Origin of the sequence: Candidatus Pelagibacter sp. (assembly GCF_052049675.1) — a bacterium.
Lineage (GTDB): Bacteria > Pseudomonadota > Alphaproteobacteria > Pelagibacterales > Pelagibacteraceae > Pelagibacter.
This window is the reverse complement of the sequence record NZ_JBNGZM010000001.1, coordinates 880,001-895,054: the sequence shown is the minus strand read 5'-3', so window position 1 is coordinate 895,054 and position 15,054 is coordinate 880,001. Positions and strand designations below refer to the sequence as shown.

General features: G+C 30.2%; 11 protein-coding genes, 2 tRNA genes, 2 rRNA genes and 1 riboswitch (1 of these 16 running past the window's edge). Of the genes, 12 read left to right on the top strand and 3 right to left on the bottom strand.

Translation table 11 applies throughout. The features are described 5' to 3' along the window. Positions 1-72: 72 nt before the first annotated feature. A riboswitch (glycine riboswitch) is annotated at positions 73-156 on the bottom strand. 101 nt (positions 157-257) lie between these two features. After that, complete coding sequence (locus ACTT9L_RS04870; protein WP_440928201.1) at positions 258-1,352, top strand: acetyl-CoA carboxylase carboxyltransferase subunit alpha; 1,095 nt, start codon at positions 258-260, stop codon at positions 1,350-1,352. A 3-nt stretch (positions 1,353-1,355) separates the two neighbouring features. On the opposite strand, the gene secA is transcribed toward ACTT9L_RS04870, so the two are convergent. Beyond that, positions 1,356-3,920, bottom strand: coding sequence for a preprotein translocase subunit SecA (secA, locus tag ACTT9L_RS04865; protein ID WP_440928200.1), 2,565 nt, complete (start codon positions 3,918-3,920; stop codon positions 1,356-1,358). A gap of 65 nt (positions 3,921-3,985) precedes the next feature. On the opposite strand from secA, the gene argJ reads away from it, so the two are divergent. Together argJ and ACTT9L_RS04855 are read left to right on the top strand one after the other, a co-directional pair. After that, positions 3,986-5,287 (top strand): bifunctional glutamate N-acetyltransferase/amino-acid acetyltransferase ArgJ, encoded by a 1,302-nt coding sequence (gene argJ, locus ACTT9L_RS04860; protein ID WP_440928199.1) that lies wholly within the window; start codon positions 3,986-3,988, stop codon positions 5,285-5,287. 38 nt (positions 5,288-5,325) lie between these two features. After that, the gene (locus ACTT9L_RS04855; RefSeq protein ID WP_440928198.1) at positions 5,326-5,754 is read left to right on the top strand and encodes a DUF1178 family protein; all 429 of its coding nucleotides are present in this window, start codon (positions 5,326-5,328) and stop codon (positions 5,752-5,754) included. Here ACTT9L_RS04855 and ubiG read toward each other — a convergent pair. Further along, positions 5,751-6,473, bottom strand: coding sequence for a bifunctional 2-polyprenyl-6-hydroxyphenol methylase/3-demethylubiquinol 3-O-methyltransferase UbiG (gene ubiG / locus ACTT9L_RS04850; RefSeq protein WP_440928197.1), 723 nt, complete (start codon positions 6,471-6,473; stop codon positions 5,751-5,753). The genes ACTT9L_RS04855 and ubiG overlap by 4 nt on opposite strands. Positions 6,474-6,548: 75 nt before the next feature. Between ubiG and ACTT9L_RS04845 the strand changes: the two genes are divergently transcribed. From ACTT9L_RS04845 to ACTT9L_RS04825, 5 genes are read left to right on the top strand one after another with little or no spacing between them, the layout of a single operon-like run. Then, on the top strand, positions 6,549-7,760 hold the full coding sequence (locus tag ACTT9L_RS04845; protein ID WP_440928196.1) for an aspartate kinase: 1,212 nt from the start codon (positions 6,549-6,551) through the stop codon (positions 7,758-7,760). A gap of 4 nt (positions 7,761-7,764) precedes the next feature. Continuing rightward, positions 7,765-8,862, top strand: a complete 1,098-nt coding sequence (ispG, locus tag ACTT9L_RS04840) for a flavodoxin-dependent (E)-4-hydroxy-3-methylbut-2-enyl-diphosphate synthase (protein ID WP_440928195.1) — start codon at positions 7,765-7,767, stop codon at positions 8,860-8,862. 3 nt (positions 8,863-8,865) lie between these two features. Beyond that, positions 8,866-9,939, top strand: a complete 1,074-nt coding sequence (gene prfA, locus ACTT9L_RS04835; RefSeq protein WP_440928194.1) for a peptide chain release factor 1 — start codon at positions 8,866-8,868, stop codon at positions 9,937-9,939. A 3-nt stretch (positions 9,940-9,942) separates the two neighbouring features. Further along, entirely contained in the window at positions 9,943-10,785 is an 843-nt protein-coding gene (gene prmC, locus ACTT9L_RS04830; RefSeq protein ID WP_440928193.1) for a peptide chain release factor N(5)-glutamine methyltransferase, read from the top strand. An 11-nt stretch (positions 10,786-10,796) separates the two neighbouring features. Next, positions 10,797-11,255: a DUF4167 domain-containing protein gene (locus ACTT9L_RS04825; RefSeq protein WP_440928192.1), complete on the top strand. Its 459-nt coding sequence runs from the start codon at positions 10,797-10,799 to the stop codon at positions 11,253-11,255. Here the strand turns inward: ACTT9L_RS04825 and ACTT9L_RS04820 are convergent. Next, positions 11,252-12,544 carry a peptidoglycan DD-metalloendopeptidase family protein gene (locus tag ACTT9L_RS04820; protein WP_440928191.1) on the bottom strand — a complete coding sequence of 431 codons (1,293 nt, stop codon included), beginning with the start codon at positions 12,542-12,544 and terminating at the stop codon, positions 11,252-11,254. The genes ACTT9L_RS04825 and ACTT9L_RS04820 overlap by 4 nt on opposite strands. A 337-nt stretch (positions 12,545-12,881) precedes the next feature. Here ACTT9L_RS04820 and ACTT9L_RS04815 point away from each other — a divergent pair. From ACTT9L_RS04815 to ACTT9L_RS04800, 4 genes are all read left to right on the top strand, one after another. After that, positions 12,882-14,356, top strand: a 16S ribosomal RNA gene (locus ACTT9L_RS04815). 98 nt (positions 14,357-14,454) lie between these two features. Continuing rightward, positions 14,455-14,531: transfer RNA gene (locus ACTT9L_RS04810), tRNA-Ile, on the top strand. 12 nt (positions 14,532-14,543) lie between these two features. Beyond that, positions 14,544-14,619, top strand: a tRNA-Ala gene (locus ACTT9L_RS04805). Between the two features lie 131 nt (positions 14,620-14,750). Continuing rightward, positions 14,751-15,054 (top strand): 23S ribosomal RNA (locus ACTT9L_RS04800); it runs 2,449 nt beyond the window's last position. The 16S and 23S rRNA genes sit together here with 2 tRNA genes alongside, the layout of an rRNA operon.

Genomic DNA, 15,054 nt, shown 5'->3' with positions numbered 1-15,054 from the left:
TTCGTACCCCATCTGTATTTTTGCCTGAGAGTTTTACTCCTTCGGCGGAAATCAATCTCTTTCCAGAGTGTTATGCTTTAATCGGTCCTTTTGCCTGAGAGTTTCCGGGGTGGTTGCTCCTTCGGCGCTATAAATAGTCTCTCCCGATAATGAATTTGTATCTGTTAAATGATTTAAGTCAATTAATAAGAATTACACCTTATTTAATATCATTTTATTGCCTTTTTTGTATTTTAACCATCCGTTATAAATAAAACATGAAAAATTATCTAAATTTTGAAACAGAAATTAAAGATCTAGAAAATGAACTGGAAAAATTAAAAGATCCATACAATCAAGAGGGACTGTCAGAAGTGAATACACAAAAAATTTCAAGTACTCAAAATGAAATAGATGAAAAATTAAAAAATATATATTCCAATCTTGATCCTTGGCAGACTACAATGGTTGCTCGTCACGAAGATAGACCTAAAGCAAAATTTTTTATTGATAATCTGTTTGATGATTTCATCTCACTTTCTGGAGATAGATATTATGGGGAAGATAAATCAGTATTAACTGGATTTGCAAAATTCAATGGAAAATCTGTTTTAGTTATAGGTCAAGAAAAAGGAGAAGATCTAGATAGCAGAATAGAAAGAAATTTTGGAATGATGAGGCCAGAAGGTTATAGAAAAACTATAAGGTTAATGAAATTAGCAAACAAATTTAATATTCCTATAATCTCTTTTATTGACACTCCAGGAGCATATCCAGGTGTAGGAGCTGAAGAGCGGGGACAAGCAGAAGCAATTGCAAAATCAATCGAGTGCTGTATGGAGCTTAAAGTTCCGACAATTGCAATAATTATAGGTGAGGGTGGTTCTGGTGGTGCAATTGCATTAGCTTCATCAAATAAAGTCCTTATGCTAGAAAATGCAATTTATTCAGTAATATCTCCTGAGGGATGTGCAACTATCCTATGGAGAGATCCAAAAAAAATGCTTGATGCTGCAAAAGCCATGAAGCTTTCAGCTAAAGATTTACTTAAATTAAAAGTTATTGATGAAATAATTGATGAACCATTAGGTGGTGCGCACAGAGATAGAGATATAATATTAAACAATATCAGACAAACTTTAACAAAAAATTTGAATTATTTTGACGAATTATCCTCAGAAGAAATAATGACTGAGAGAAAAAATAAATTTCTAAAAATTGGAAGAAATGATGGTTTTATGAATAGTACTGAAGATTTAAGTACATTAACAATTAAGAAAAATAATTTCGATCAAATTTTTAAATCAAAAAAAATATTGTTAGTGGTTATTGGTGGATTAATTTTAGTTTCTTCAATCTTTTTACTAATTTAAATTCTATAAGGCTCCACAACAGTTTTTAAATTTTTTTCCTGTAGCCTCACATCTATCGTTTCTAGAAATTTTTTGATTTTTTTTTATTAATAATAAACATTTTGGATTATCAGATGGATTTATTTTTTTAGAATTTTTTTCTTCGTTATTTGGCTCCATTACTACCTTTAAGTTCATTAAAATAGTTACATAATCTAATTTTAATTTTTCTAAAAGATTTGAAAATAATTCAAATGCTTCTTTTTTATATTCAACTAACGGATCCCTCTGACCATAAGATCTTAACCCTATAACTTGTCTTAATTGCTCTAAATATTGGATATGTGATTTCCAATTTAAATCAATCGATTGCAAAAAAATTCTTTTTTCAATTTCTTTTGCATGACTCTCACCTAGAAGTTTAATCCGATCATTTCTTGTTTCTTGAAATTTATTAAAAATTTTTTCTCTAAAATCTTTATCTTTTGACTCAATTAAATCCTTAAATTCTGTTTCTTCAAAGCTTTTTCCAACTATTTGCTTTGTTTTATTGCTAAATTCATTACTTTTTGGATTAGATAAATTTGAAATTTTTAACTTTATTAAATCATCAGATATTTCTTTTAAAAATTCATTTGAATAATCGAAGATATTTTCACTGTTCATTGCATTTCTTCTTTGAGAAAATATAACGTGCCTTTGATCATTAAGAACATTATCAAACTTTATAAGCGTTTTTCTTATATCAAAATTTCTAGCTTCCACTTTCTGCTGCGCCCTCTCTAATGCTTTATTAATCCATGGATGATCAATACTTTCACCGTCTTTAAGTCCAAGTTTTTCAAGCATACTATTCATAGATTCTGATCCAAAAATTCTCATCAAATCATCCTCTAGACTTACGTAGAATACAGAATTACCTTCATCTCCTTGTCTTCCGGATCTTCCTCTTGCTTGGTTATCCACCCTTCTAGACTCCATTCTTTCTGTGCCAATTACAAATAAACCACCTAAGGATTTAATTTTATCTTTATCTATTTTAAGTTGGTCTTCTGGTACAGAACCCTTTTTACCACCAAGTTGAATATCAACTCCTCTTCCTGAAATACTTGTTGTAATAATTAATGAATTTTCTTTTCCTGCGTTTGCAATTATCTCAGCCTCATTTTCATGATTTTTTGCATTTAACACAACATGTTTTATATTTTTTTGATTTAATATATTTGAATAAACTTCAGATTTATTAATGCTTGAGGTAAATACTAAAATAGGCTGACCTAATTTGTTTCTCTCAATTATTTTTTCTATAATTGCATCATTCTTTTCTTTTTCCGTTCTAAAAATTAAATCATTAAAATCCTTTCGGATCATTTCTTTATTTGTAGGAATAACAACAACGGGTAGATTGTAAATTTCAAAAAATTCTTCAGACTCTGTAGCGGCTGTACCGGTACAGCCAGATATTTTTTTATAAAGTTTAAAATAATTTTGATAAGTTATTGAAGCTAACGTTTGATTTTCAGCCTGTACTTGAATTTTTTCTTTGGCCTCTAATGCCTGATGCAAACCATCTCCAAAACGTCTACCTTCTAAAATTCTTCCAGTAAGTTCATCAATAATTTTAAGACTTCCATCTTTAACAATATAGTCTCTACCTTTTTCAAATAAATGATTTGCTCGTAAAGCTTGATTAACATGATGAACTAAATGTAAATTTTCTGGATCATAAAAATTATTATTTTTTAAAATACCAGCGCTAGAAAAAAGTTTTTCAACATTATTAATTCCATCATTTGTCAATAAAATACTCTTTTCTTTTTCATCTATTTCAAAGTCTTTATTATTTAAGATTCTAATTAGTTTATCAATTGCTAGATATTGAGCAGTTTTATCTTCAGCTGCACCAGAAATTATCAAGGGTGTTCTTGCTTCGTCAATCAAACATGAGTCTATTTCATCTACTATTGAAAAATTATGATCTCTCTGAACCATTTGCTCCTCAGAGAATTTCATATTATCTCTTAAGTAATCAAAACCCAATTCACTATTAGTTGCATAAGTTACATCACAATTATAATTTTTTTTACGTTCAGCATCATCTTGATAATTATTAATAAATCCTGATGAAAGACCAAGAAAATTATAAATTTTTCCCATTTCGATTGAGTCTCTTTTTGCAAGATAATCATTTACGGTTACTATGTGAACACCTTTACCGCTCAATGCATTTAAATATGCTGCAAGTGTTATGGTTAAAGTCTTTCCTTCACCTGTTCTCATTTCAGCAATTCTACCCTCATGTAAGGCCACTCCTCCTATTAACTGAACGTTAAAGTGTCTTTCATTTCGTGTTCGTTTGGCGGCCTCTCTAACTAAAGCAAAAGCTTTTGGAAGTAACTCGTCTAAAGTTTTTCCATCTTTTAAGAGGTTTTTAAATTCATAAGTTTTTTTTGGAAAGTCGTCTTCATTTAAATTCTTATAATCATCCTCATGTAAGTTTATTTTTTCAACAATTTTACCAATTTTATCTAGCTCTTTTTGATTGCTAGATTTGATAAATTTTGTAATTAAATTTAACGGGTTAAACATGACTATTTGATTTATTCTTTAGTTATATTGTTTAATATATGTATTAAATAAATAATTTAAACAATATGGGAATTAATTTATCAAATTTTTTATCATCTCAATCAAAAAATACTAAAATGATTGATTTTCAGGACCTTGATCATTTAGACGGTCTTTCAATTTCAGTTGTTTCGGCAAATTTATATAAAGATATTAGAGATGATTTAACAATGTTCTATTTCAGAGAAGGTGCTAATTACGCTTCTGTTTATACTCAATCAAAAATAGTATCTGAGAATATAAAATGGAATATAAATCAAAAACCAAAAAAAATATATTCTCTCATTGTAAATACAAGAAACGCAAATGCTTTCACTGGAAAGCAAGGATATGAAAGTTTAAAAAAAATAGCTGATTTAACAGCCAAACAACTGAATAAAAAACAGGAGGAAGATGACGATAACCCTAAAAAAATTTCACCAAAAAATATTATTTTTGGTTGCACTGGTACTATTGGAGAAATTTTTCCATATGAAAAAATTTTTAATAATGTTCCAAATTTAATCAAAAAAATTCGTTATACCCAAAATAAATTTATTTGGATGAAGGCAGCACTTGCAATCATGACTACGGATACTAAGCCAAAATTGGCTATGGAGGAATGTCATATTGGAAGTGAAAAAGTAAAAATATACGGAATAGCTAAAGGATCAGGAATGATACATCCAAATATGGCTACGACACTTGCGTATATATTTACTGATGCAACTTTATCTAATGATATTTTAGGAAAGTTATTAAAAAAAAACATATCAAATACATTTAATGCAATTACTTGTGATGGAGACACAAGCACTAACGATATGGCAACTATTTTTGCGACCAATGAAGTTAAAAACTCACAAGTAAAAAGCATAAATGAAAATAAAATTAAAAGTTTTGATAAAGCTCTAAATAATGTTCTTTTGAACTTAGCTAAAAGAGTTGTTTCAGATGGAGAAGGTGCATCAAAATTTATTACAATAAATGTTAGTAAGTGCAAAAATGAGATAGAAGCTAAAAAAATTGCTTTCTCAGTTGCAAACTCACCTTTAGTAAAAACTGCTATTGGTGGAGAAGATCCAAATTGGGGAAGAATTGTAATGGCACTCGGTAAAGCAGGACATAAAGTTAATTTAAAAAAATTATTAATAAAGTTTGGAGATATAATAATTATAGAAAATGGGAAATTAAATCAAAATTATGATGAAAAACAAACAGCAAATTATATGAAAGCAGAAAATATAGAGATAAATATTGAAATTTTTACAGGAAAGAAAAACTTCACAGCTTATACAATGGATTTAACGAAAAAATATATTGAAATTAATGCAGACTATAGAAGCTAATTTATTGAAAATCCAAATTTTATGATTATTTAACAATCATGATTAAATATAAACTTTTTTGTAAAGAATGTAATTTAAAATTTGATAGTTGGTTTGCATCTTCAAATGAGTATGAAAGATTAAAAAAGAAAAAACTTTTGAATTGCCACAATTGTAATTCAGTAAAAGTTGAAAAAACAATTATGGCGCCTCGACTAATAAGTCATAAATCAAAAACTGATGAAAAAATAAATTTAGAAAAATATAATAAAGTAAAAAAAACAATAAAAGATTATCAAAAATTTATTAAAGATAATTTTACTTATGTTGGTGATAACTTTGCCTATGAGGCGAGATCAATTCATTATAATAGTAAAAAAAAATCAAAGGGTATTTACGGTAATGCATCAAAGCAAGATTTGAAAGAATTAAAAGAGGAAGGTATAGATGCTCAAATGATCCCTTGGATAGATGAAAAAGAAAATTAGTTTTTAATAAACTTTGCTATATAGTTAACAGATAAATCTCTAGAAATACTCCATTCATCCTTAATAATATTAAAATTCATACCCTCTAATTTATTTAGAGATAAATTGTATTTCATTAAAATTTTTTTAAGATCCTCAGGTTTAACAAATTTTTCCCATTCGTGTGTTCCAATCGGAAGCCATCTTAAAACATACTCTGCTCCGACAATAGCAAAGATATAAGATTTTAATGTTTTATTTATTGTTGCAACAAACATTAGTCCATTTTTTTTTAAAAGTTTTGAGCAAGACTTTAAAAAAAAATCTATATCCTCTACATGTTCAACAATTTCCATATTTAAAATAACATCAAATTTTTTTGTAATTTTAAGTTTTTCAGGTGAAGAACAAAAATAATTAATTTTTAGTTTATTTTTTTTTGAATGAAGTTTTGCAATTTTTATATTTTTATCAGATGCATCTATACCTGTTACATTTGCTCCCATTCTTGACATTGGTTCAGATAGTAACCCTCCACCACATCCAATATCTAAAATATTTATTCCTGACAAAGGTCTGAATTTATTCTTTAATTTGAAATTATTAATTATATTTTCTTTTATATATTTTATTCTTGTTGGATTAAATTTATGAAGTGGTTTGAATTTACCTTCTGGATCCCACCATTCATTGGCCATTTTAGAAAATTTGTCTATTTCTTTTTTATTTATACTAGTCATTTTGATAAATAGTTGACATAATAATTTAGATGTATTTTATCCATTATTTATTAAATATTAATAATTAAAGCTAGCATGAAAACAATCGTATTAAAATTTGGGGGAACATCTGTAGGAAGTATAGATAGAATAAAAAAAGTATGTAAAATAATTGCTTTTTATAAAAAAAATAAAAATAAAGTAGTTGTTGTTTCATCAGCAATGAGTGGTGTGACAAATGAATTAGTAAATAAATCCAAACTGATTAGTAATAATTTTGATAGAGCAGAATACGATGCACTGGTTTCAACTGGAGAACAAGTGTCATGTGCACTTATTGCAGGAAGATTAAAACATAATGGTTTTAAATCTAGATCTTGGACATCTTGGCAATTACCTATTTTAACAGATGGCCCTTATTCTGGTGCAAGAATTAGCTCAGTAGGTATTAAAGAACTAAATAAATATATTAAGTCAGGCGGTATACCTATAATAACTGGTTTTCAAGGTATTAATAATGATTTTAGAATTACTACTATAGGAAGAAGTGGATCTGATGCAACAGCAATTATGCTTGCAAAATTTATTAAAGCTGATGAATGTATAATTTATACTGATGTAGATGGAATTTATACAACAGATCCAAGGGAACATAAAAAAGCAAAAAAAATTAAAAAAATTTTTTATGATGAGATGTTAGAAATGGCATCTCTTGGGTCAAAAGTAATGCAGCCTACTTCCGTACAGGATGCAAAGTTAAATAAAATTGATATCAAAGTTAAATCCTCTTTCGTTTTTAAAAGTGGAACTTTGATAACAGGCTCAAAAAAGACTTTTAGTAATCAAATTATAACTGGAATTTCTTCGACAAAAAATGATGCTAAAATTACGATAGTAGGTGTTAAAGATAGACCTGGAGTAGCAGCATCAATTTTTAGACCGTTATCTAAAAATTTAATTAATGTTGATATGGTTGTTCAAAATATCTCTCAAAATGGAAAAGAAACTGATTTAACATTTACAGTTAAGTCTGAGGATTTAAAAAAAACTGAGAGATTAATAAAAAAAAATAAGTCAATATCATATAAAAAATTGTCTTTTGATAGAGATTTATCAAAAGTTTCTATTATTGGAGTAGGGATGATAACTACACCTGGTATAACTTATAGGATGTTTCAGGCATTAGCTTTGAAAAAAATAAATATTCTTGTTATTTCTACGTCTGAAATAAAAATTTCAGTTCTTATTTCCTCTAAGAGTGTTAAAAAAGCTTTAGCGGTCTTACACAAAGAATTTAAACTAGACTAATTTTATGAGCCTTAGGCCTTTTAGAAATATTGATAGAAAAAAAACTAAAGTAATTAAAGTAGGAGATGTAAAAGTTGGAGGGAATAATCCAATTTCAGTTCAATCTATGACCAACACATTGACAACTGATGTGTCGGCAACAATAAAACAAATTCAAGCAATTCATGAGGAAGGTGCTGATATTGTAAGAGTGTCTTGTCCAGATGAAGACTCGTCAAAAGCTTTAAAAGAAATTACTAAAAATATTCAAATTCCTGTAATTGCCGATATCCATTTTCATTATAAAAGAGCTATTGAAGCTGCAGAAAATGGTGCAAAGTGTTTAAGAATCAATCCAGGAAATATTGGAGATAAAAAAAAAATTCATGATGTTTTAAAAGCTGCAAAAGATAATGATTGTTCAATTAGAATAGGTGTTAACGCAGGATCTTTAGAAAGAGATATTCTTGAAAAATATAAAGAACCTTGCCCAGAGGCATTGGTAGAAAGTGCCTTAAGAAATATAAAAATTTTAGAGGATGAAGATTTTTTTAATTTTAAAGTAAGTGTTAAATCTTCTGACGTATTTTTATCGATTGCAGCTTACAGAAAACTATCTAACGCCATGAATTATCCATTACATTTAGGAATAACAGAAGCTGGAGGTTTTGTTACAGGTAGTGTTAAGTCTGCTATAGGTCTTGGATCACTTCTTTTAGATGGTATTGGTGATACCATAAGGGTATCTTTATCTGATGATCCTGTAAAAGAAGTAAAAATTGGAAATGAAATTTTAAAATCGTTGGGATTAAGAAACAGAGGGGTAAAAATTATATCTTGCCCATCATGTGCAAGGCAAGCCTTTCAAGTTATAGACACAGTAAGAATACTAGAAGAAAAACTATCACATATAAAAACTCCAATAACACTATCTATTATAGGCTGTGTTGTTAATGGTCCAGGTGAAGCTGCTTTGACTGATATTGGTATAACTGGCGGTGGTAAAGGAAATAATATGCTTTATTTATCAGGCGTTCAGAGTGAAAAAGTTTTAACTAGAGAGATTATAAATAAAGTAATTTCAGAAGTTGAAAAAAAAGCAGCAGAAATAGAAAATAAATAAAAAATGATCCCATCAAAAACAATTGAAGAGCTAATTGAAAAACATTCAGCTTTAGAAAAAGAGCTTTCTTCAGGGGATATAGATAAAAAATTTTATGCAGAAAAATCTAAGGAGTATTCAGATATTAATGAAATCATAGATGTTGCAAAAAAACATATCTCTTTTGAAAAGGATAAACAGGAATTAGAGAAAATCTTAAATGATCAAACATCAGATGATGAATTTAAAAAAATGGCTGAAATAGAATTAACTGATTTAAATTTACAACATGAAATTGATGAAAAAAAATTAAAATTATTTTTATTGCCAAAAGACGAAGCAGATAAAAAAAATGCGATTATTGAAATTAGAGCAGGAACAGGTGGTTTAGAGGCAAGTTTATTTGCCTCTGATTTATTTAAAATGTATGAAAAAGTTAGTCATAAAAAAAAATGGACTTTAGAATTAATATCTATTTCAAGAAGTGATGCTGGAGGTTTAAAAGAAGTTATAGCTTCTATTAAAGGAAGAAATATTTATTCTACATTAAAATATGAAAGTGGGGTCCATAGAGTTCAAAGGGTTCCAGACACAGAAACCCAAGGAAGAGTTCATACTTCGGCAGCAACAGTAGCTGTATTACCTGAAGCTGAGGAGGTTGACTTAAAGATCAACGACTCTGATTTAAGAATTGATGTGTTTAGAGCAGGTGGACCAGGAGGACAATCGGTAAACACAACTGACAGTGCGGTAAGAATCACTCACATACCAACAGGACTATCTGTATCTCAACAAGACGAAAAATCACAACATAAAAATAAAGCTAAAGGTATGAAAATTTTAAGAGCTCGCCTTTATGAACTTGAAAGATCAAGAATTGACCAAGAAAGGTCTCAAGACCGAAAAACAAAAATTGGTTCAGGAGACAGATCCGAAAGAATAAGAACTTACAACTTCCCTCAAGGTAGAGTTACAGATCATAGAATTAATTTAACACTTCATAAATTAGATGAATTTTTGGAAGGAGAGGTATTCGATGAAATGATTGAGTCTTTAACTTTACAAGCACAAGAAGAAAGTCTTAGTAATTTAAAATAATATATGAATATAAATTTGTTAATAAATCATGGTTCAAAAATTTTAAAGAATAAATTTATTCCGAATCCTAAATTAGATTCTGAAATTTTATTGGCAAAAACAATCAACAAAGATAGAAATTATATTTTATTAAATCCAAATAACTTTCTTAATAAAAATGATATAAATTTCTTTTATAAATTAATTAAACAAAGATCCTTAGGCAATCCTATTGCTTATTTAACTAATAAAAAATTCTTTTGGAACTCAGAGTTTTATACTACAGAAGATACTTTAATTCCTCGTCCCGATACCGAGTTAATTATTGAAAATGTATTAAGACTAACAAAACATAAAAATAAAGTTAAAATATTAGACATTGGAGTTGGTTCAGGGTGCATTTTACTTTCAGTTTTAAAAGAGAAGATAAATTTTTATGGAACTGGTATAGATGTAAATGAAAAATGTTTAAAAATAAGTAAAATAAATGCAATAAATCTTAAGGTTAATTCAAGATTAAAATTATTTAAATCAGATGTTGACAAATTCAATTTAGGTAAATATGATTTAATTGTTTCTAATCCTCCTTATATTAAAACAAGTAAATTAAAATATTTGGAAAGAGATGTTTTTAGATTTGAACCAAGATTGGCATTAGATGGTGGGTTAGATGGTTTATCAGAAATCAGAAAAGTAATAAAAAAATCATCTGAACTGATAAAAAAAAATGGAAAATTTATTTTAGAGATTGGATTTGATCAAAAAAATAAAGTAATTAACTTATTAAAAAATGAGGGTTTTTATATAAATAGTGCCCATAAAGATCTTGCTAATAATGATAGGTGTATTGTTAGTACAAAAATTTAAAAAAATAAAAAATGGTAACCTTTAGAAATAACAACAATAATAATAACAATAGAAGAGGTAATTTTAGAAGAAATATTAGAAATTTTAAGACAAATAATGATCAATCTAAATTTGGTTCTAATTTCTCTAACAATGATAATTTTAAAAGAAAAGCACCTGGAAGAAATAATCACAATGCTCCAAAATTAATTGAAAAGTACAATGATTTAGCTAGAGAAGCTTTATCAAATGGTGATAAAATTTTGTCAGAGAATTATTTACAGCATGCTGACCACTTTACAAGAATACTGAATGAAAGAGAGAGTTATAAAAAAGCAAAATATTCGGAGAGCAAAACTGAAAATAATATAGATAGGGTCGAAGAAAGTGACGAAAATAATGATCAAAATTCTGATAAAAATATATTGGAAACATCTGGTGATGAAACCAATGTACAAAAAAATGAAAAACCCCAGATAGAAATAATTTAGTTTATACCAAGTATTTTTTCAGATTTTAGAACATCTAACTTAATTTTTTTAGTCTCAAATAATTTTCTTTCCTTACCTTTTAAAATTTTTCCTGAGGGAAGTTTTAGTTTTTGTGAATTAACCTTTTTTCCATTTACAATCACTTCATAGTGCAAATGCGGTCCTGTAGATTTTCCTGTTGAACCAACGTATCCAATAGTTTGACCTTGTTTTACTCTGACACCATTTTTAATTCCACGCGCAAATTTAGACATATGAGCATAAACAGTTTGGTATGTTGAGTTATGTTTTATTTTTACACAGTTTCCTCCACCACCACACCATCCTGCTTTTTTTACTATACCATCACCCGAAGCCATTATTGGTGTACCCATTGGTGCAGCGAAATCTGTCCCTCTATGCATTTTATTAAAACCATCAATAGGATGTTTTCTCATTCCAAATGGTGATGAAAGTCTTGCTCCATTAATTGGAGTTTTCATTAGTGCTTTTTTTACACTTTTACCATTTTTATCATAATGTCCTTCACTACCTTCATTATCAAAATAGTATAATCTATTATCTTGACCACTAAGTTTTAAATTTGCGAAAAGAATATTTCCAGTTTCAATCAGTTCATTTTTTTCATTCAAAAAAATTTCATACATAATTTGAAACTTATCTTGTTTTCTTATATCTCTTTGAAAATCAACCTGAAATCCATAAATACTTGCAAATTCAATAATTGCGTTTGCTGGAATTGCTTGTTCAGTTGCAGCTTTATAAAGACTTTGTAAAATTATATTTTCTTTGTAGATAATTTGTTTATTTAATTTAATAGACAACAATTCCTCATTAAAAGTATCCATTTCAATGTTTCTTTTCAATAATACCTTTTGCTTGTTAGAAATTTGATATGTAAATTCGGTAACTTTATTATTTGTTTTATCTAAACTAAATTGAATAGTTTGTTTTGTATTTAATTTATTTAAATTTACTTTTTTTTTAAGTGACTCTTTTATTTTTAATATTTCATTTTTTTCTATCGAATAACTTTCTAAAATTTTATCAAAAGTTTCACCAGATCTAATTTTATGTTTAACTTTTCTGTATTTAGGTTCAAGATTTTCTATAATATTGATTAATGTTTTTTTAAAATAAATATTATCGATAAAATTAGTATACTTTTCGTGATTTACATTTTTTTTGTAATTAAAATAAGTTATAGAAATGACGGTTACTATAGTGAGAACAACTAGTCCGAAGATCTCAATATTTTTTTTTATTTTAATTTTTAAATATTTAATCATTTAAAATGAGTAACTTTCAATTATTAGTTTAGAGATACTTAAAAATCAAAAAAAACCCTTTAAAATCTGTGATTTTTATTAATTTTTTTAATGTTAAATGCTTGATTTCCTTAAATTTTAGCCTATAAGCACTGAACTTTCTCACTAAAATTATTGTAGACACAATAAATTAGTAAGTAATATTGGGCTTTTTTTTGCTCAATTAGCTATTTAAAAAGTTTAAATTTAAGAAGAGAAGTGTGGACGGTTAAGGTTACCAAAAATTTGTCGTACACACTTCAACATCATATAAATTTTATTCTTAGAATTTATATGGAAGCTAGTGTGCGCCGTTTTTAAACTTGAGAGTTTGATCATGGCTCAGAACGTACGCTGGCGGCACGCCTAACACATGCAAGTCGAACGAAGTAGCAATACTTAGTGGCAGACGGGTGAGTAACATGTAGGTATCTGCCCTTTGGCCTGGAATAACACGAGGAAACTTGTGCTAATACCGGATAAGTCTTTACGGAGAAAGCTTTATGCACCATTGGATGAGCCTGCACTTGATTAGTTTGTTGGTGGGGTAATGGCCTACCAAGACTGTGATCAATAGCTGATTTGAGAGGATGATCAGCCACATTGGGACTGAGACACGGCCCAAACTCCTACGGGAGGCAGCAGTGGGGAATCTTGCACAATGGAGGAAACTCTGATGCAGCGATGCCGCGTGAGTGAAGAAGGCCTTTGGGTTGTAAAGCTCTTTCGTCGGGGAAGAAAATGACTGTACCCGAATAAGAAGGTCCGGCTAACTTCGTGCCAGCAGCCGCGGTAATACGAAGGGACCTAGCGTAGTTCGGAATTACTGGGCTTAAAGAGTTCGTAGGTGGTTGAAAAAGTTGGTGGTGAAATCCCAGAGCTTAACTCTGGAACTGCCATCAAAACTTTTCAGCTAGAGTATGATAGAGGAAAGCAGAATTTCTAGTGTAGAGGTGAAATTCGTAGATATTAGAAAGAATACCAATTGCGAAGGCAGCTTTCTGGATCATTACTGACACTGAGGAACGAAAGCATGGGTAGCGAAGAGGATTAGATACCCTCGTAGTCCATGCCGTAAACGATGTGTGTTAGACGTTGGAAATTTATTTTCAGTGTCGCAGCGAAAGCGATAAACACACCGCCTGGGGAGTACGACCGCAAGGTTAAAACTCAAATGAATTGACGGGGACCCGCACAAGTAGTGGAGCATGTGGTTTAATTCGAAGATACGCGCAGAACCTTACCAACACTTGACATGTTCGTCGCGACTTTAAGAGATTAAAGTTTTCGGTTCGGCCGGACGAAACACAGGTGCTGCATGGCTGTCGTCAGCTCGTGTCGTGAGATGTTGGGTTAAGTCCCGCAACGAGCGCAACCCTCACTTTTAGTTGCCATCATTAAGTTGGGCACTCTGAAAGAACTGCCAGTGATAAGCTGGAGGAAGGTGGGGATGACGTCAAGTCCTCATGGCCCTTACGTGTTGGGCTACACACGTGCTACAATGGTATCTACAACAGGAAGCAAGACGGCGACGTTAAGCAAATCCTTAAAAGATACCTCAGTTCGGATTGCACTCTGCAACTCGAGTGCATGAAGCTGGAATTACTAGTAATCGTGGATCAGCGTGCCACGGTGAATGCGTTCCCGGGTCTTGTACACACCGCCCGTCACACCATGGGAGTTGGTTCTACCTTAAGGCAAGGTTTAAAACCCTTGACCACGGTATAGTCAGCGACTGGGGTGAAGTCGTAACAAGGTAGCCGTAGGGGAACCTGCGGCTGGATTACCTCCTTTCTAAGGATGAATGAAAGTAAAATTTCATTCTAAATAATATACAGGTAATGTTGACCGTCCTCATTTCTCTTCTTAAAGAAGTGTTTCTCTTTGCATAGGGGCCGGTAGCTCAGTTGGTTAGAGCACACCCTTGATAAGGGTGGGGTCGAAAGTTCGAGTCTTTCTCGGCCCACCAATTTAAGATCATGGGGGATTAGCTCAGCTGGGAGAGCGCCTGATTTGCATTCAGGAGGTCAGCGGTTCGATCCCGCTATCCTCCACCAAAACACTTAGTTATAAAAAATCGTAAAAAAATAATAATTAATATCAATATCTATATCCGAACATTAGTAATGTTATTAGCTAATGTTCATAATAAAAATTTGATTCAACACAGAATTTTTTTCTGTGCATAAATCAAGCGTTTAAGGGCGTGTAGTGGATGCCTTGGCACTGAAAGCCGATGAAGGACGTGATATACTGCGATAAGTTTCGGGGAGCTGTATGTAAGTTTTGATCCGAAAATTTCCGAATGGGGAAACCCACCATTTTATATGGTACTTTAAACTGAATACATAGGTTTAAAGAGACAACCTGGAGAACTGAAACATCTAAGTAACCAGAGGAAAAGAAATCAATTGAGATTCCGTTAGTAGTGGCGAGCGAACGCGGACTAGGCCAGCAGTTTTGTTAAAAAAATTTGAATAGTTTGGAAATGC

Excerpts from the sequence above, each read along its gene's own strand:
- argJ (WP_440928199.1), top strand. The coding sequence starts at position 3,986 with ATGGGAATTAATTTATCAAATTTTTTATCATCTCAATCAAAAAATACT.
- ACTT9L_RS04825 (WP_440928192.1), top strand. The coding sequence starts at position 10,797 with ATGGTAACCTTTAGAAATAACAACAATAATAATAACAATAGAAGAGGT.
- ACTT9L_RS04845 (WP_440928196.1), top strand. The coding sequence starts at position 6,549 with ATGAAAACAATCGTATTAAAATTTGGGGGAACATCTGTAGGAAGTATA.
- prmC (WP_440928193.1), top strand. The coding sequence starts at position 9,943 with ATGAATATAAATTTGTTAATAAATCATGGTTCAAAAATTTTAAAGAAT.
- ispG (WP_440928195.1), top strand. The coding sequence starts at position 7,765 with ATGAGCCTTAGGCCTTTTAGAAATATTGATAGAAAAAAAACTAAAGTA.
- ACTT9L_RS04820 (WP_440928191.1), bottom strand. The coding sequence starts at position 12,544 with ATGATTAAATATTTAAAAATTAAAATAAAAAAAAATATTGAGATCTTC.
- ACTT9L_RS04855 (WP_440928198.1), top strand. The coding sequence starts at position 5,326 with ATGATTAAATATAAACTTTTTTGTAAAGAATGTAATTTAAAATTTGAT.
- ACTT9L_RS04870 (WP_440928201.1), top strand. The coding sequence starts at position 258 with ATGAAAAATTATCTAAATTTTGAAACAGAAATTAAAGATCTAGAAAAT.
- ubiG (WP_440928197.1), bottom strand. The coding sequence starts at position 6,473 with ATGACTAGTATAAATAAAAAAGAAATAGACAAATTTTCTAAAATGGCC.
- prfA (WP_440928194.1), top strand. The coding sequence starts at position 8,866 with ATGATCCCATCAAAAACAATTGAAGAGCTAATTGAAAAACATTCAGCT.
- secA (WP_440928200.1), bottom strand. The coding sequence starts at position 3,920 with ATGTTTAACCCGTTAAATTTAATTACAAAATTTATCAAATCTAGCAAT.